12 protein-coding genes are annotated in these 14,917 nt (G+C 70.7%); 3 read left to right on the forward strand and 9 right to left on the reverse strand.

What is annotated here, in order from left to right:
* Window positions 1-37: 37 nt before the first annotated feature.
* From QA861_RS02240 to QA861_RS02255, 4 genes are all read right to left on the reverse strand, one after another.
* Window positions 38-1,180 (reverse strand): hypothetical protein, encoded by a 1,143-nt coding sequence (locus tag QA861_RS02240; protein ID WP_334586472.1) that lies wholly within the window; start codon window positions 1,178-1,180, stop codon window positions 38-40.
* Window positions 1,181-1,395: 215 nt separating this feature from the next.
* Window positions 1,396-1,833, reverse strand: a complete 438-nt coding sequence (locus tag QA861_RS02245) for a hypothetical protein (protein ID WP_334586473.1) — start codon at window positions 1,831-1,833, stop codon at window positions 1,396-1,398.
* A gap of 127 nt (window positions 1,834-1,960) precedes the next feature.
* Window positions 1,961-2,803 carry a DUF1206 domain-containing protein gene (locus QA861_RS02250; protein WP_334586474.1) on the reverse strand — a complete coding sequence of 281 codons (843 nt, stop codon included), beginning with the start codon at window positions 2,801-2,803 and terminating at the stop codon, window positions 1,961-1,963.
* A 442-nt stretch (window positions 2,804-3,245) separates the two neighbouring features.
* Window positions 3,246-4,268, reverse strand: a complete 1,023-nt coding sequence (locus QA861_RS02255; RefSeq protein WP_006373391.1) for a DNA-directed RNA polymerase subunit alpha — start codon at window positions 4,266-4,268, stop codon at window positions 3,246-3,248.
* Between the two features lie 312 nt (window positions 4,269-4,580).
* On the opposite strand from QA861_RS02255, the gene QA861_RS02260 reads away from it, so the two are divergent.
* Window positions 4,581-5,150, forward strand: a complete 570-nt coding sequence (locus QA861_RS02260) for a TetR/AcrR family transcriptional regulator (RefSeq protein ID WP_334586475.1) — start codon at window positions 4,581-4,583, stop codon at window positions 5,148-5,150.
* Between the two features lie 98 nt (window positions 5,151-5,248).
* On the opposite strand, the gene QA861_RS02265 is transcribed toward QA861_RS02260, so the two are convergent.
* Window positions 5,249-5,968 (reverse strand): acyl-CoA thioester hydrolase/BAAT C-terminal domain-containing protein, encoded by a 720-nt coding sequence (locus QA861_RS02265; RefSeq protein WP_334586476.1) that lies wholly within the window; start codon window positions 5,966-5,968, stop codon window positions 5,249-5,251.
* A 446-nt stretch (window positions 5,969-6,414) separates the two neighbouring features.
* Between QA861_RS02265 and QA861_RS02270 the strand changes: the two genes are divergently transcribed.
* On the forward strand, window positions 6,415-7,287 hold the full coding sequence (locus QA861_RS02270; protein WP_334586477.1) for an SCO2400 family protein: 873 nt from the start codon (window positions 6,415-6,417) through the stop codon (window positions 7,285-7,287).
* A gap of 173 nt (window positions 7,288-7,460) precedes the next feature.
* Here the strand turns inward: QA861_RS02270 and QA861_RS02275 are convergent, their stop codons facing one another.
* The 4 genes from QA861_RS02275 to QA861_RS02290 form a co-directional block, all read right to left on the reverse strand.
* The gene (locus tag QA861_RS02275) at window positions 7,461-8,246 is read right to left on the reverse strand and encodes a carbonic anhydrase (RefSeq protein WP_334586478.1); all 786 of its coding nucleotides are present in this window, start codon (window positions 8,244-8,246) and stop codon (window positions 7,461-7,463) included.
* Window positions 8,247-8,503: 257 nt separating this feature from the next.
* Window positions 8,504-9,379: a PhzF family phenazine biosynthesis isomerase gene (locus QA861_RS02280; RefSeq protein ID WP_334586479.1), complete on the reverse strand. Its 876-nt coding sequence runs from the start codon at window positions 9,377-9,379 to the stop codon at window positions 8,504-8,506.
* Between the two features lie 418 nt (window positions 9,380-9,797).
* On the reverse strand, window positions 9,798-11,171 hold the full coding sequence (locus QA861_RS02285; protein ID WP_334586480.1) for a cryptochrome/photolyase family protein: 1,374 nt from the start codon (window positions 11,169-11,171) through the stop codon (window positions 9,798-9,800).
* Between the two features lie 226 nt (window positions 11,172-11,397).
* A complete protein-coding gene (locus QA861_RS02290) occupies window positions 11,398-13,578 on the reverse strand; it encodes a glycoside hydrolase family 36 protein (protein ID WP_334586481.1) in 2,181 nt (726 codons plus the stop codon).
* Between the two features lie 105 nt (window positions 13,579-13,683).
* On the opposite strand from QA861_RS02290, the gene QA861_RS02295 reads away from it, so the two are divergent.
* Window positions 13,684-14,730 (forward strand): LacI family DNA-binding transcriptional regulator, encoded by a 1,047-nt coding sequence (locus tag QA861_RS02295; protein WP_443041431.1) that lies wholly within the window; start codon window positions 13,684-13,686, stop codon window positions 14,728-14,730.
* The last annotated feature ends 187 nt before the right edge of the window (window positions 14,731-14,917 follow it).

The following is a 14,917-nucleotide window of genomic DNA, read 5'->3' on the forward strand; positions in this document are numbered from 1 at the left end:
ACCCTTTACCTGAGGACCCCTCTACGTGAGGGCCCCTCTACTTGGTGAGGATGGCGCCGCTCCTGAAGGAGTCGCCGTCGCCGCTGGACCGGTAGTGCCAGCCACCGACGGTCAGGCGGGTGCCGCTGGCCACCACCGAGCTGACGCCGAGGGGCAGTTGCGGATCACTAACGGGCAGACCGAGCGACCGCCAGCCCTCGGCGGGCGTCCAGGACAGGCCGACAGCCGCGTCGTCGTTCCCGCCCACGACGGCAAGCCCGCCGTTCGGCCGCAGGGTCACCGCCTGCAGTGAGAACGTGCCCGCGGGCAGCGGCGCCTCGGTCCACGAGACGCCGTCCCAGTGCAGGGCCATCCCCGCCGGACGCTGCTTGTCGGTGTCGCGGGACCAGCCCACGGCCCAGATGTCGGTCGAGGAGCGGGCAGCGATGTCGAAGAGGACCGCCGAGTCGGGGAACGCCGGGGTGGGCGTCCGCGTCCACCGGTGGCCGTCCCAGTGCACGGCGACGGACTGACCGGTGTCGTAGTCCACTCCGACCGTCCACACGTCGTTCGGTGCCAGCTCCACGACCTGGTGCAGGCCCCAGTTCGCCGACCCCGGGATCTGAACGGACCGCCACCGCCGGCCGTCCCAGTGCTGGACGACCGGGATCTGGGTGAAGGTGTCCTCCGTATAGCCCTGGCCCACCGCCCAGGCGTCCCGGGCGGAGACCGAACTCACCGACAGCAGACTGGCCTCCACCGTCCCGGGAGGCAGTGTGCCGGGGGTCAGCTGCCAGGCGCCCCCCACATAGCGCCCGACCAGGACATCTCCGCCGTCAGATCCCTGGTCACCGACGAAGAACGCCGAGCCGTCGGCCGCGGTGCTGATGTCGTTGATTCTGCTGTCCCACGCGTCGGCGCCCCGGAGGGCTGTCCGCTTCCACGCCCCGCCTCGGCCGAGGTCACGCTCGTACATGGCGGGCGTGAACCGGATGTCGCCACTCTCCGGGTCCCCCACGACCTCGGCGCCGGCGGCCCATGTCTTCGTCGGGCTCGGCTGGGCCACGCTCATCACGGAGACCTGGCCCGTCGACGTCTCCGCCCAGGTTCCTCCCCCTGCCGGCTCGGCGGTCGCGGTTCCGCTGATCACCATTGTGATCGCCCCGACCCCCGCCAACTGTCCTGCGATCCTTCGTCCCACGGTCACTGTGTGCTCTCCCCTCGCGGAGGAACTGCTCCCCCGTATACATCGATGCGTTGGGGGGCGCCTTTTGTTGCACGCACGCCCGTCCGGGGTTCGCGGGGGCGAGGATCCGCGCATGAGACAACCCCCGACCGTGAGCGGTCGGGGGTGCCACGGCCACCGGCAAACCTGTGAGTGTGTGCGGCCGGTCGCCGGGCGGCGGACCTGGATCGTCAGTGAGCGGCCCGATGGCGGAACCAGTGATCCTTCTGGCGGGGGCGTTCGGCCGGTCCGCCAGGATCTTCGTCATCCCGCTCCATCCGCGCCGGCCGCTCGCGAGAGGAGTCGCGATCTTCGATCAGAGCGTCCCGTTCGTCGCGTTCGTCATCGGGTACGGCTGGCGCGCGCCGAGACCGTTTGGCGCCGTGCCGTGCGGTGCGGCCTCGCCGAGATCCCCGGCTCGCACCGGCAAGGAGCAGGCTCAGCCCGAGCAGACCCGCCGCGCCCACGACGATCCCGCAGAGGAAGAGGGTGCCTGTGGAGCCGGTGATGTCGACTCCGAAGACGGAGAATCCGCCGGTGAGATGGTGCGCATCGCCGCTGTTGGAAAGAACGCCGGCGACGCCGATGACCACTGCGGCGACGAGAATGACGAGTCCGAGGATGATCATGATGCGCTCCTGGGATCTGCTTCCTGCTTTCACCGTAGATCCGTCGCGCTCGGCACGCCAACGCCAGAGGTTGCGTCCGCTCCGGATCCGGGGTACGAGCGTGAGCCATGCAGGTCGGAGCACTGTCCTACAGCCGGCGCCACCGCGCCGAGGCGAAGGAGAAGACTCCGAAGAGGACCAGCCCGACCGCCACGGCGACCAGGAGCCACGGCCCCGCCGGTGTCTGTGTGAAGCTGCGCAGCGTCGCGTCCATCCCCTTCGCCTCGTGCGGGTCGAAGCGGACGGCCGCCACCAGGACGAAGATCCCGGCCGCGGCGAACACCGCACCGCGTGCCACACCTCCACCCACGCCCAGAGCGGTGACGACCTGCTTCGTACGGTGGTTCATGGCGCCTGTGTCGAGTTGCTTCAGGAAGCGCCGCATGGCCGCCCGGACGGCCAGTACCACGCCGACGCCGATCAGAACGCAGCCCGCGGCACCGACCAGGAACCGGCCGTAGGGCAGCTTGAGCGCCGAGGCCGTCCAGTCCTGGGACTGCGCGTTCCCGCTGGAGCCCTGGCCGCCCCCGGCCGCGTACACGGCGGTGGCCCAGCAGACGGCGGCGTAGAAGAGCGCGCGCCCTCCGTCGAGGGCCCGCGAGGCGGCCTTGCGCCGAGCCCCCCGGCCGAGAACGGCGCCGGCGCCCCGCCACAGAGCCATGCATCCGAACCCGACGACCAGCGCCCAGAGCATCACCTTCCCGAAGGGCTGCGCCGCGATCTGGGACAGCGCGCCCTGGCGGTCCGCCGACTCGCCGCCACTGCCACTGCCGAAGGCGATCCGGACGGCCAGTACGCCGATGAGGACGTACACCACACCTCGCGCGGCGAAGCCCGCCCGTCCGGCGGCGGTCAGGGTCTGCCTCTCCGCGGAACGACGGGAATCGGGCCTGGCGGCCCGGAGCCGTCCGCTCAAGCGGGATGTCGTCACGTGCCCTCCTCAGAGCGTGGGTGTCAACGTGGGCCGTGTGTGCGCAGGCCAGGCAACGGCACGTGCCTCCCTCCGGGGTGGCATCACTCACCGCGGGAGCCGGCAGACCTCGACACACAACAGACAACACACAAGGGAGCAAAGACAGTTGCTCCCCACGGGCGTGCCTCCGGTCCGAAGCACGTCGCACAAGTTCCCAGGCAACCCGCTTTCCCGGGCAACCCGCTTTCAATCGCCCTGGCGGGCTCGGCGCCAGGCCCGGCCGTCGCCGTCCGCCACCGACCGAAGACAAACGGCAGTCCCCGACGAGACCATGCTCGTCGGGGACTGCCGTTTGTGCGGGAGGGGCACCCCGGTCCGGCCGGGGTGCCCCTCATGAAAGATCCGCGCCGATTCGTGCGCCCGGGTCGAGACCGGGGTGACGGTTGTCGGAGCGCAGCCTTCAGTACTGCTCGGTCTCGACGAATCCGCCGTCCGCGTCGTTGTCCGCACCGAAGGCGTCAACAGCAGCGGTCGGGTTGAATCCGGGAGGGCTGTCCTTCAGGGCGAGGCCCATGTCGGCCAGCTTCGCCTTGACCTCGTCGATGGACTTCGCACCGAAGTTGCGGATGTCCAGCAGGTCGGCCTCGGAGCGGGCGACGAGTTCGCCCACGGAGTGGACGCCCTCACGCTTCAGGCAGTTGTACGAGCGGACCGTGAGGTCGAGCTCCTCGATCGGCAGCACCAGATCGGCGGCGAGGGCGGCGTCCGTCGGGGACGGACCCATGTCGATGCCCTCGGCGTCGATGTTGAGCTCACGGGCGAGCCCGAACAGCTCGACCAGCGTCTTACCGGCCGACGCCATGGCGTCACGGGGACGCATGGCCTGCTTGGTCTCGATGTCGACGATCAGCTTGTCGAAGTCGGTGCGCTGCTCGACACGCGTGGCCTCGACCTTGTACGTGACCTTGAGGACCGGCGAGTAGATCGAGTCGACCGGGATGCGCCCGATCTCCTGTCCGATCTGCTTGTTCTGGACAGCCGAGACGTAGCCGCGACCGCGCTCGACGGTCAGCTCCATCTCCAGCTTGCCCTTGCCGTTGAGCGTGGCGAGGACGAGGTCGGGGTTGTGCACCTCGACACCGGCCGGGGGCGCGATGTCGGCGGCGGTGACGAGACCCGGGCCCTGCTTGCGCAGGTACATCACGACCGGCTCGTCCTGCTCCGAGGAGACGACGAGCTGCTTGATGTTGAGGATCAGGTCGGTGACGTCCTCCTTGACGCCCGGCACGGTGGTGAACTCGTGCAGGACGCCGTCGACGCGGATGGACGTGACCGCCGCACCCGGGATCGAGGAGAGGAGCGTACGGCGCAGAGAGTTGCCGAGGGTGTAGCCGAAGCCCGGCTCCAGCGGCTCGATGACGAACCGGGAGCGGAACTCGTCGACGACTTCTTCGGTCAGGGACGGACGCTGAGCAATCAGCACGGGGTGTTGCCTCCAGTGGTTTGGCGCCCGCTATGTGACGCCGTAGACACTAATGAAGGGTACGGGCGGTTCGGGCGATACGGTCTCCGTAAAGCCGAACGGCCAGTCTCCCAACTAAACGAGCAGCCTACGGGCTTCTCTTCCCTCCGCCGCGCACGAGGCGTTCCGGGCCCTGGTCGAACAGCAGTCCGGGCGCGGCCGACGGCAACGAAATCCGTTCCCGCCCCTTGATCGCCGCAGGCCGGACCGCGAGCCGCCACACGTCAAAAACCGATCGGTTTCTATCTCGTCGACATCGGTTAACCTCGCTGTATGACCACCGAAGTGAAGGCAAGTACGAGAGAGCGCCTGCTGGAGGCGGCGGCCACGCTCACCTACCGGGAGGGTGTCAACATCGGCGTCGAGGCGCTGTGCAAGGCGGCGGGTGTGTCGAAGCGCTCCCTGTACCAGTTGTTCGAAAGCAAGGACGAACTGCTGGCGACGAGCCTGCGGGAGCGTGCCTCCGCCTTCACGGCGACCCTTCTGCCCGCGGCGGATGACGGCCGGCCTCCCCGGGAACGGATCCTGCACGTCTTCGAGCGGGTGGAGTCGCAGGCGGGTGCACCGGATTTCCACGGCTGCCGTTATCTGGCCGTCCAGATCGAGCTGAAGGACCAGAATCACCCCGCGAGCCAGGTGGCCCACCGGATCAAGGCGAACCTGACGGCTTTCTTCCGCTCGGAGGCCGAACAGGGCGGGGCGAACGACCCCGATCTGCTGGCCCGGCAGCTCAGCCTGGTCTTCGACGGCGCCAGCGCCCGCGCGGGAATCGGAGCCGACGAACTCACGGGGCTCGTCACCCCCACCGTGACCACTTTGCTCGATGCGGCAGGCGTGAGCTGACCCATTCCTTTCGACGGGACTCGTCGAGCAGACCCCGTGACCGATGTGCTCGCCAGACCGGCGCCGCCCATCATCCACAAGTAGCTGCCCGAAGAGATTCAGTCCTCCCCGCGGAGTGAGCGGAGCGACTCGAGGACGTGGGGCCAGGCAGTCGCCCCCAATCGCGCGTCGGCTTCGGGTGTGCCTCCGTACCGGAAGCGGGGGGAGGGAGTCGCGGGGCTCTCGCCAGGGAAACGTGGGCGGTGGCCGGCCTCACGGCAGGCGATCACCCGCACCGGCGCTCCGACCGAGCGTCGGCGCTGCGCCAGCTCTTCGGCAGAGCGAAGAGAGGGCCACATCGCGTCGTCGCCGCCCGCGACCAGCAGCAGATCGGCTCGCGCCCTGTCCACGGGGATCTCCGCCGCAGGGAGCAGAGCGGCAAACGTCCGCTCACTCTGTTCGTACCATCCGCGGACGGCGACCGGCCCGGTGTCCGTGTCAGCGGGTGACCAGGAATCGTCCAGTGGGACGAAAGCCAGCGGTCGCTCTCGCCAGGTCCAGGACGATCGATACGGGTGGTGGGCTCCGTCGTGCCCCGGTCCGACGTTGCACCAGACCCGGGACGTGGGCGACATCGCCACGACGACGTCCACGCGCGGATCGCGCACCGCTGTGAGCAGCGCCGCCTCCGCCCCCTTTGACGTACCCAGAATGCCGATACGCCGCGCCCCGTTCGACCGGAGGAAGCCGACGGCGGTGGTGAACGTCTCCAAGGGGACCTCGCAGATCCCCGGCGGCTGTCCGGGCCCACCGAACCAGCGGATCGACATCGCCGTCATGCCCTGCCGGGCAAGGACGCGCGCCCTCTCCCGTTCGATGCGCCCGCTCGAACCCGCCAGGACCAGGATCCCGATGTCACTGCCACGGGCGGGAGCAACCAGAACCCCTTTCCCAGGGGTCCGTCAACTCGCGTTCAGTGACGTTCATTTGCCCCCCCCGTGCGCCTCAACTCGTGAGCGCAGCCTAAGCCGACGCGCCCTCGCGGCAGGCGCCGCACCGACCACGAGACGTCTCGTCCCGCATCGGTGACTGACCGCGTTCGCACGTACACCGACAAACAGCCCGGAAACGGCAGGAGAGGTACTCAGGGGTATCTCGCAGCGGTCACGCGCCGGATGCATCTGCGCAGGAGCGTCACACAGGCTGCACATTCTTTGTCGAAAGCATCGCTACCTTTGCTCACGGCTCGCTCACCCGTGCGAAAGCGAATACAGGAAGACCGTAGATGGACTACTGCTCCACGTGTCGTCGGCATCTCAACGGCGCCCTCGTGTGTCCCGGATGCGGCGCCTACGCCCCGGACATCGCTCCTCTCGCCGACGGAACGCCCGCACCGTCCGCCGTAACGGCCTCACCGGCCCAGCAATCCCCTGCCCCCCTGTGGAGCGAAGCGGATTCCGTCGCCGAGGACCTCGGCCAAGTGCCGCAGGAGCACCCGTACGACGGCCCGGACGCTCCCTCCCTCGCCCCCACGGGCCGGGCGGCACGGCGCCGGCAACGGGAACGCTGGAAGAAGACGCAGCGCAGGGCCCTGGTCGCCACCGCGGTCGCACTCGTCGGCGGAGGCATGACCGCCGTCTCGCTGAACCGCCAGTCCCCGGACCGAACCCAGGCGGCGTCCGCGCCGGACCGGGAGGTCATGGGGGCCGCCGAGGAGCAGGTCACGGACCCCACTCCGGTTTCCTCGACGCCGACCGGCTCACATCGGGCGAAGCACGCCTCCCCCGCCTCCACTGCCCGGTCGGCCACGACCGGCACACCGCACGAGCAGGCCGCCGCCGCGCCCCAGGCCAGGCCGAAGACTCAGATCGTTCAGCAGAAGAGCGTCACGAGTCCCCTCACGGTGGTGAACTCGGGCGTGTCAGAGGTGGCCTCCACCGTGTCCGACGCCACGGACACGGCAACGGGGACGACGTCCTCGTCCGCACCCCCGGCCACCGACAGCACGAGCACGAGCACCAGCACCTCGGGCACAGACACGACCACGGACACATCGCCGGCTACTCCGGCGCCGTCCGATCCCTCGACTTCCACTTCTTCGTCCGCGTCGTCGTCGCCCGCAGGGATCTGTCTGCTCGGGCTGGTGTGCATCACCTGATCCCGTAGGCGAGTTGTTCAGTCGGGTGGTGAGGGCTCGACCCGAGATTGATCCACCGCGCTCCCGGCGATCGCACCCAGCCGAACCATGTCGCTGATCAGGTACGGGACGGTGGCAATGCGGAAGTCGGCCTCGGCGACCGTCCCCAGAGGCCGACTTCTCCGCGTACGACGTCAGCTGACGCGGTGCACTCGCTGGGTGGTCAGTTCGTAGCGGGCGCCGACGATGGACAGGGCGCCCGAGTCCACCTTGGCGGCGAGGTCGGGCTCCGCGGCGAGCCGTGCCCGGATGAGCCGTATGTTGGCGTCGATCGTCGCGTCGACGCGCGCGTCGCCCACCTTGCCGCGGTCGATGGCCGGGGTGATCTGGTCGGCCAGGTACTGGATGTGGGCGGGCAGCCGCTCGCCGGACTGGTCCGCCTGGACCGTGGCCTTCACCGCTCCGCACGACTGGTGGCCGAGCACCATCAGCAGGGGGATCCCCAGTTCGAGCACGCCGTACGCGAGGCTGCCGAGCACTGCCTCGTCGAGGACCTGGCCCCCACTGCGTATGGTCATCAGATCGCCGAGGCCCTGGTCGAAGACCATCTCCGGAGGCACCCGGGAGTCGATGCAGCCGAGCACCAGTGCGAAGGGGTGCTGACTGGTCGTCAGCGACTGCCGGACGGCCGGAGACTCGTCGGGATGCTGCTGCCGGAAGGTGCGCCAGCGACGGTTGCCGGCGGACAGTTCCCGCAGGGCCTCCTCGGCAGTCGTGGGCCGGTTTCGCGGAGCGGCGGTGGGGGGTGCGGCGACGGCGGGTTCGGCGCTGATGGCAAGGCCGGTGCCAAGTACGGCGGTTCCGGTGAGCGCGGCACGCAGCAGGGAGCGCCGAGCGGGGGGTGTCGCGCCGGGGGCCGGGGCGACGGATACCGTCCGCTGCGGGTGGACGGCAGTGTGGGGTGTGGCTTGAGAGTTCACGGATGGGAACGTACGTCCGACCCGACGCACCTCCTTACGGGTTGCTGAATCATGATCGAATACTGAATCGATCTTGACGATTCCGGGGGAATTCCTTGGCCAAAAATCGAAGCCGGTTCGCGTACGAGGAGGCGCTCAGCGCATTCGCCATCGTCGAGGCATGTCCTGCCAGTGCCTGTAACAGCAGGCCCTGTCACCTGCCCCCCGAACGAGGAGCACTGGCACGGAGCCACCCCTGACCGCTTGGCGCACATCGTTCAGCCGATGCGGGTTCCCGCGCCGCCGACCCGGACGCGCTGGTCACCCGCGCGCAGCGTCACCGTGAGTTCGCCGGGGCGGCCCAGGTCCTCGCCCTGGTGCAGGGTGAGGACGGTGTCCTCGGGGACCAGGCCGAACTCCCGGGCGTACGCGCCGAACGCGGCGGCTGCCGCGCCGGTCGCCGGGTCCTCGACGACGCCCCCGACGGGGAACGGGTCACGGACATGGAAGACGGTGGCCGACTCGCGCCACACCAACTGGACCGTGGTCAGGTCCAAGCGGTGCATCAGGGCTTCGAGGCGCTCGAAGTCGTAGGCGAGATCCGCGAGTCGGGCGCGGGTCGCCGCCGCGAGAACGAGGTGACGGGCGCCGCCGAAGGCGATACGGGGCGGGAAGGCCGGGTCGAGATCGACGGCCGGCCAGTCGAGCGCGGCCAGCGCCTCTGCGAGGTCGGCGTCGGTGATCTCCACGATCCGTGGCTCGACGCTGGTGAGTGTGGCACGGAGTGTCCCGCCCTCCTCGGCCACCACCACCGGCACGATGCCGGCGCGCGTCGCGAACACCAGCTCTCCGGGGCCCCGTCGCTCGGCCAGTGCGATCGCGGTCGCGATGGTCGCGTGCCCGCAGAACGGCACCTCGGCCCGGGGACTGAAGTAGCGGATGCCGTACGCCCTGCTGTCCTGACCGCCGAGGCTCTTCGGCGGCGCGGTCAGGAACGCGGTCTCCGAGTATCCGAGGTCGGCGGCGACGGCCAGCATGTCGCTGTCGTCCAGGCCGGTGGCGTCCAGGACAACGCCGGCGGGGTTTCCGCCCGCGGGTGAGGTGGAGAAGGCGGTGTAGCGCAGCAACTCGGGCCTCGGTGTGTTCGTCGTCATGCTTGCCGCAACAAGGGGCGGCGTCGCTGGTGTTCCCGGGCATCCGGTCGCCGCGCGCCGGACCGCCTCCGGGATCCGACGGCGCGGGTCGTCACACCGCTTCCGCTTCGAAGTCACGCGTGGAATTTGAAGTCAGGCGTGGAAGGCGACTTCGAGCTCGCGCTTCAGCCGGTACAGCCCGCGTCGTGCGTGGCTCCTGACGGTGCCCAGCGGCCAGCCCGTGCGCTGCCGAGCGGTCCGGGCTGGATCGGCCGGTCCGACCCGGGGATCCGTGGCCCACGTCCCTGAAGGATGCCCTGGACACACTGGAGGCTCTGTACAGCGGCGACGCTCCCACGACGGGCCGGTGAGGTCGTCCGCGGAGGTCGCGGGAAGCGCGGAGGCCGTCGCGGGAAGGCGCGGTGGTCGCGGTGGCGACTCAGTCCAGACCTCGGGCCCGCTTGAAGCGGTCGAGCCCGTCGGACAGGCCGACGATCGGGTCCGGGTAGTCGACGGCGGCGCGGTCCAGGCCGGGCAGTTTCCACGGCTCGTGCACCGCCGGACCTGCCAGCGAGCGCAGTTCGGGTACCCATCGGCGCACATACGCGCCGTCGGGGTCGTACCGCTTGGACTGGGTGACGGGGTTGAGGACCCGGTTGGGCCGCGAGTCGGTCCCGGTACCGGCCATCCACTGCCAGTTGAGCTGGTTGTTGGCGATGTCGCCGTCCACCAGCAGGTCCAGGAAGTGCCGGGCGCCGACGCGCCAGTCGACGTAAAGCGTCTTGGTGAGGAAGCTCGCGGTGAGCAGCCGCCCCCGGTTGTGCATCCAGCCCTCGTACCGCAGTTGGCGCATCGCGGCGTCGACGATCGGGTAGCCGGTGCGGCCCTCCTTCCACGCCTCTACGTCGTCTCGCGCCTGTCGTTCGGACCGCCAACGGTCGTGCCGGGTGCGGTAGTCGGCGGTCGCCGAGTCGGGGCGGGCCGCGAGCACCTGACGGTGGAAGTCGCGCCAGGCGAGCTGCCGTACGAAGGCGTCGGCGCCCGGTCCACCCGTACGGCGGGCCCGGTGTACGAGTTCGACGGCGGAGAGCGTGCCGAAGTGCAGATGTGGCGAGAGCCGGGAGGTCGCGTCGCCGGCCAGGTCGTCATGGCGGTCCTCGTACGACGCCACCCCGGCGCGCAGCCATGCCGTGAGCCGGGCGCGGCCCTCGGTCTCACCACCGGCGGCGAGCCCCTCCGAGAGTCCCGGCAGGCCGCTCCTGGACGGCAGGGACTCGGACGCGACGCCCTCCGGCACCCGTACCGTCCGCGGCGGCCCGAGCGGCTCCCGGAGCGGGTGCTGCGACCAGTGCCGGAAGTACGGTGTGAAGACGGTGAAGTGGTCGGAGGCGGCCGGGGCCACGGCACCGGGGGCGACGGCGACGGTCACCGTGTCGTGGACGTGCAGCCGTACGCCGTCGGCCTCCAGGGCGCGGCGCAGCCGGTCCTCCCGTCGGCGCGCGTGGCCGCTGCCGTCGGCCGCCATGCGCACCTCGTCGGCGTCCACCTCGGCGGCGACCCGGCACACCTCGCGCACCAGGTCGCCGTGGCGCAGGACCAGCCGTCCGCCCCGCTCGCGCAGACCGGTGTCGAGGTCGTGCAGGCAGTCGGCGAGGAAGGCCAGCCGGTTGGGTACGGCGAACCCCGCGCCGTCCACCGCCGAATCCCGCACGAACAGCGGGACGACCGTGCGGCTGTCGTCCAGGGCGGCGCGCAGCGGCGGATGGTCATGCAGACGCAGGTCGGCGGTGAACAGGACGACCGAGACGTTCATGGTGCGTACTCCGGGGAGCAGGAGGGGGGACTGACGGGCGGTGCCCGCTGGTGACCACTTCCAGGTGTGGGCACGCATTGGATGCGCACCGGCGGAACCCGTGTTCCCGGGACACGGGCATATCACCACAAAGACGTCACTTTTTCTGATGTGTGGACGCCTGCCGCCCGTCACACCGTCTCCCTGCTCTTACCCCTCTACTCCTCCACAGCGAGGTCTTATCCCTCTACTCCTCCGCAGTGAGGCGGATCAGCAGGACAGCGGGCGTACGCGGCAGCGACACCGTCAGCTGGTCCCGGTCCCCGTCCCAGGCCGCCGAGCCGGCGGTCGCGGCGGTCGGGTGCAGGATCTCCACGCGGACGTCCCGGCCCGCCAAGTGCTCGACGGGCAGGCGGAGTTCGGTCGGTCCGCCACGGCGCCAGACGGAGAGGTAGGACGTACGGCCACCGGGCACCCGCATGCCCAGCGCCAGCCACTCGTCCGTCCAGCCCGGCAGACCGAGCGGCCAGAACGGCACGGCCTGCCCGAGATCGCCGCGGAGCGTCTTGTACACGCTCACCGCGTCCCGTACGAGGGCGAGTTGATGCTCCGACATCCGGTCCAGATGGCCGGACAGATGGATCCGGCCGAGCAGCGCCCCGCCCAGGGTGAAGGTGATCAGGTCGTCGTCGAACCCCGGCTGCGGATAGGCCCAGACGGCACCCTGCTCGGGCGGCACCGCCGTGGGCGCGGCAGCGGCGATCGGCGGGCACCGGAGCGGGTCCTGCTGGTCACTGGTGGACTGGAGCTGGGTGACGGCCAGGGTGGCGCCGTCCATCCGCATCCCGCCCGAGGCACAGTTCTCGATCACCAGGCCCGGGTGCCGGTCCAGTACCTCGGTGAGCCAGCTCAGATACGCCTGGGCGTGGCCGAGCAGTCCGGCTCCCGGCGCGATGTCCCCGGGGGCGCAGGTTCCCGGGTCGACGACGATGTTGTAGTCCAGCTTGAGGTAGCCGACGCCCCAGTCGCCGACGATGCGGTCCACCGTCTTGTCGAGGTGCGCGCGGGCGTCCGGGTGCCGCAGGTCCAGCTGGTGGCGGCCCTGCTCCGTCAGGCGTATGCCGTCCCGCTGGAAGAAGGCCTCCGGCGGGAGTTCGGACGCGACGGGGCTGCGCACTCCCACGACCTCCGGCTCCAGCCACAGCCCGGGCACCATGCCGCGCTCCCTGATCCGGGCCAGGACCGCCTGGATTCCGCCGTCGGGGAAGCGGCGCGGCGAGGGCAGCCACTCGCCGACGCTGTCCCACCAGCCCTCGGTGCTGTCGTCGTACCAGCCGGAGTCGATGCAGAAGTACTCCGAGCCGGCCCGAGCGGCGGCGTCGATCAGCGGCAGCAGTTTCTCCGTCGTCGGGTCACCCATCAGGGTGTTCATGTAGTCGTTGAAGACGACCGGCAGCGCGGTGTGGTCCGGGTGCGGTCGGCGCACGGCGCGGCGGTACGAGGTGAGGGCGCCGAAGGCGTCGTCGAGCCCGGAGCCGAGGGCCAGGACGCCGGGCACCGTGGTGAACTCGGCGCCGGGCGCGAGGCGGACGCGCCACTGGTGTTCCGCGTCCATGGGCCCGTTCAGCGCCAGATATGTGCCGTGGTCGCGCTCGCCCGCGTCCCAGCGCCAGCCCGCCGGTGACTCGATCTGCCACAACCAGGCCCGGTCGCCGCCGCGTTCGGTGAGGGCGCCCATCGGCAGGTGCCCGTCGGAGGGCCAACTGCCACGTCCGGCCAGGGTCAGCGTCGCGCGGCTGTCGTGCTGGTGGACGTCGACATGGATGTCGCTGACGGTGTCGCGCAGCGGCTCGGTGTACCACCGGCACTCCGCCAGCCAGTCGTTGCGGGCGCGGTGGATGTCGAGGCGGTCGGGGGAAGGAAGGGCGCCGAGCAGCAGGCTGCTCACGGACTGGACGACTAGCGGCTCCTCTCCCCCGTTGCCGAGACGGACACGGGAGCGCAGCACGGGTAGCCCGACGGGCGAGGACAGTTCGACGAACGCCGTCAACCCGGTCCCGGGATCGTGCAGTTCGACGGTCAGGTACGTCCAGCCGTCGGCTTCCCAGGTGGTGTGGCCCCGGTGCCGCAGCCGGGCGCCGAATGCCGTGCCGGTGAAGCGGGGGCCCGACCAGCCGCTGCCGTGGCCGAGGGCGGTGAGCTCCACGAGGTGAAGGGGTGCGTCGGGGCCGGGCTCGGGCGCCGACTCGCCGGTGCGGGTCGCCGCGCCGGCACCCGGCCGCGGATCGGGACGGGTCAGCCGGACCAGTCGCGGGATCCCGTCGGCGCCCGTGGCGAACTCGGCCTCCAGGGCGCGGTGGCCCCAGACAAAGTGCTGCTCAGTGGTGGTGCGGGTGGCCGTGCCCGCCGAATCCGACGTACCGGTCAACGTCTTCCCCTCCCGATGCCGCCTGGGCCGACGGTCTGCTTCTGCCGCGTGAATTGATGGTTACGGTCTCTTGACGACCCTCATGTGACCGGTCACAATCCTGGCATGAATGTGACCGGTCACACAAGACGCTCAGTGAGCATCCGGGATGTCGCCACGGCGGCCGGAGTCTCCTACCAGACCGTCTCCCGGGTGATCAACGACCACCCCAGTGTCAAGCCGTCCACCCGCGACAGGGTGCTCGCGGCCATCGACGAGCTGGGGTTCCGGCGCAACTCCACCGCGCTCGCCCTCGCCAGTGGACGCACCCGTGCCGTGACCGTGCTCACCTCCAACACCACGCACTACGGCTACGCCTCGATCCTCCAGGGCATCGAGGAGGCCGCCCGCGCCGCCGCTTACACCGTCGGGGTCGGCGTCCTCGAATCGACCGACGGCGCCGACGAGGCCGCCGTCGACGCCCAGGTGCGGCGGGCGGCGGACGCGGGCGGCGGACTGATCGTGATCGCATACGATCCCGCCGGTGTACGGGCCCTGGGCGCCGTCCCCGCCGAACTCCCGGTCGTCGGCGTGGTCGAGACCCCCGCGAGCCCGCCCGGTGGCGACCGCCCCTGGGTGTGGACCGACGACCGCGAGGCCGCCTACGAGGCGACCCGCCATCTGCTCTCCCTCGGCCACGAGACCGTGCACTACGTCGCCATCCCGTCCAGCACCCGGCGCACCAGCGCCCGAACGACCGGCTGGCAGCAGGCACTCAGGGAGGCGGGAGCACCCGAACCCCGTCCCCTGCAAGGGAGTTGGGGCCCGGCCGGCGGTCACGCGGCGGGCCTGAAGCTCGCGAAGGACGCCCGCGTCACCGCGATCCTGTGCGGCAACGACGACCTCGCGCTGGGGGTGATCCGCGCCCTCCACGAGACGGGCCGCACGGTCCCCGGCGAGGTGAGCGTGGCCGGGTTCGACGACGCCCCGCACTCCGCCTATCTCACCCCGTCGCTGACGACCGTACGCCTGGACTTCACCGGCCTCGGCCGGTCCGCGTTCGCCCTGCTGCACGGCGTACTGGAGGAGTCCGCGCCGATCGCCCCGCACCCCGTCTCCGTACCGGAACTGGTGGTGCGGGAGAGCTCGGGGCCGCCGCCCGGACGCGACTGAGCCGGCTCCGGCGCCACCCGCATGCCTCGCCCACTCCCCTCCCCTACTTGCCTCGCCCACCCCACCTCACCGCCCCCTACTTGCCTCGCCCGCCCGCGCCTCACCGCCCCTCATACGCCCCCGCCTCACCCTCGCGTCGTTTCCTCCACCCCGCCTCACCGCGCCTGCCGCCTCGCCCGCCCGCCCG

This window comes from Streptomyces sp. B21-083 (assembly GCF_036898825.1).
In the GTDB taxonomy this organism is placed as follows: Bacteria; Actinomycetota; Actinomycetes; order Streptomycetales; family Streptomycetaceae; genus Streptomyces.

What these genes read in the sequence shown, in the direction of transcription:
- QA861_RS02245 (WP_334586473.1), bottom strand. Translation starts at nt 1,833, where the DNA reads ATGATCATCCTCGGACTCGTCATTCTCGTCGCCGCAGTGGTCATCGGC.
- QA861_RS02260 (WP_334586475.1), top strand. Translation starts at nt 4,581, where the DNA reads ATGACCACCGAAGTGAAGGCAAGTACGAGAGAGCGCCTGCTGGAGGCG.
- QA861_RS02265 (WP_334586476.1), bottom strand. Translation starts at nt 5,968, where the DNA reads ATGACGGCGATGTCGATCCGCTGGTTCGGTGGGCCCGGACAGCCGCCG.
- QA861_RS02270 (WP_334586477.1), top strand. Translation starts at nt 6,415, where the DNA reads ATGGACTACTGCTCCACGTGTCGTCGGCATCTCAACGGCGCCCTCGTG.
- QA861_RS02280 (WP_334586479.1), bottom strand. Translation starts at nt 9,379, where the DNA reads ATGACGACGAACACACCGAGGCCCGAGTTGCTGCGCTACACCGCCTTC.
- QA861_RS02285 (WP_334586480.1), bottom strand. Translation starts at nt 11,171, where the DNA reads ATGAACGTCTCGGTCGTCCTGTTCACCGCCGACCTGCGTCTGCATGAC.
- QA861_RS02295 (WP_443041431.1), top strand. Translation starts at nt 13,684, where the DNA reads ATGAATGTGACCGGTCACACAAGACGCTCAGTGAGCATCCGGGATGTC.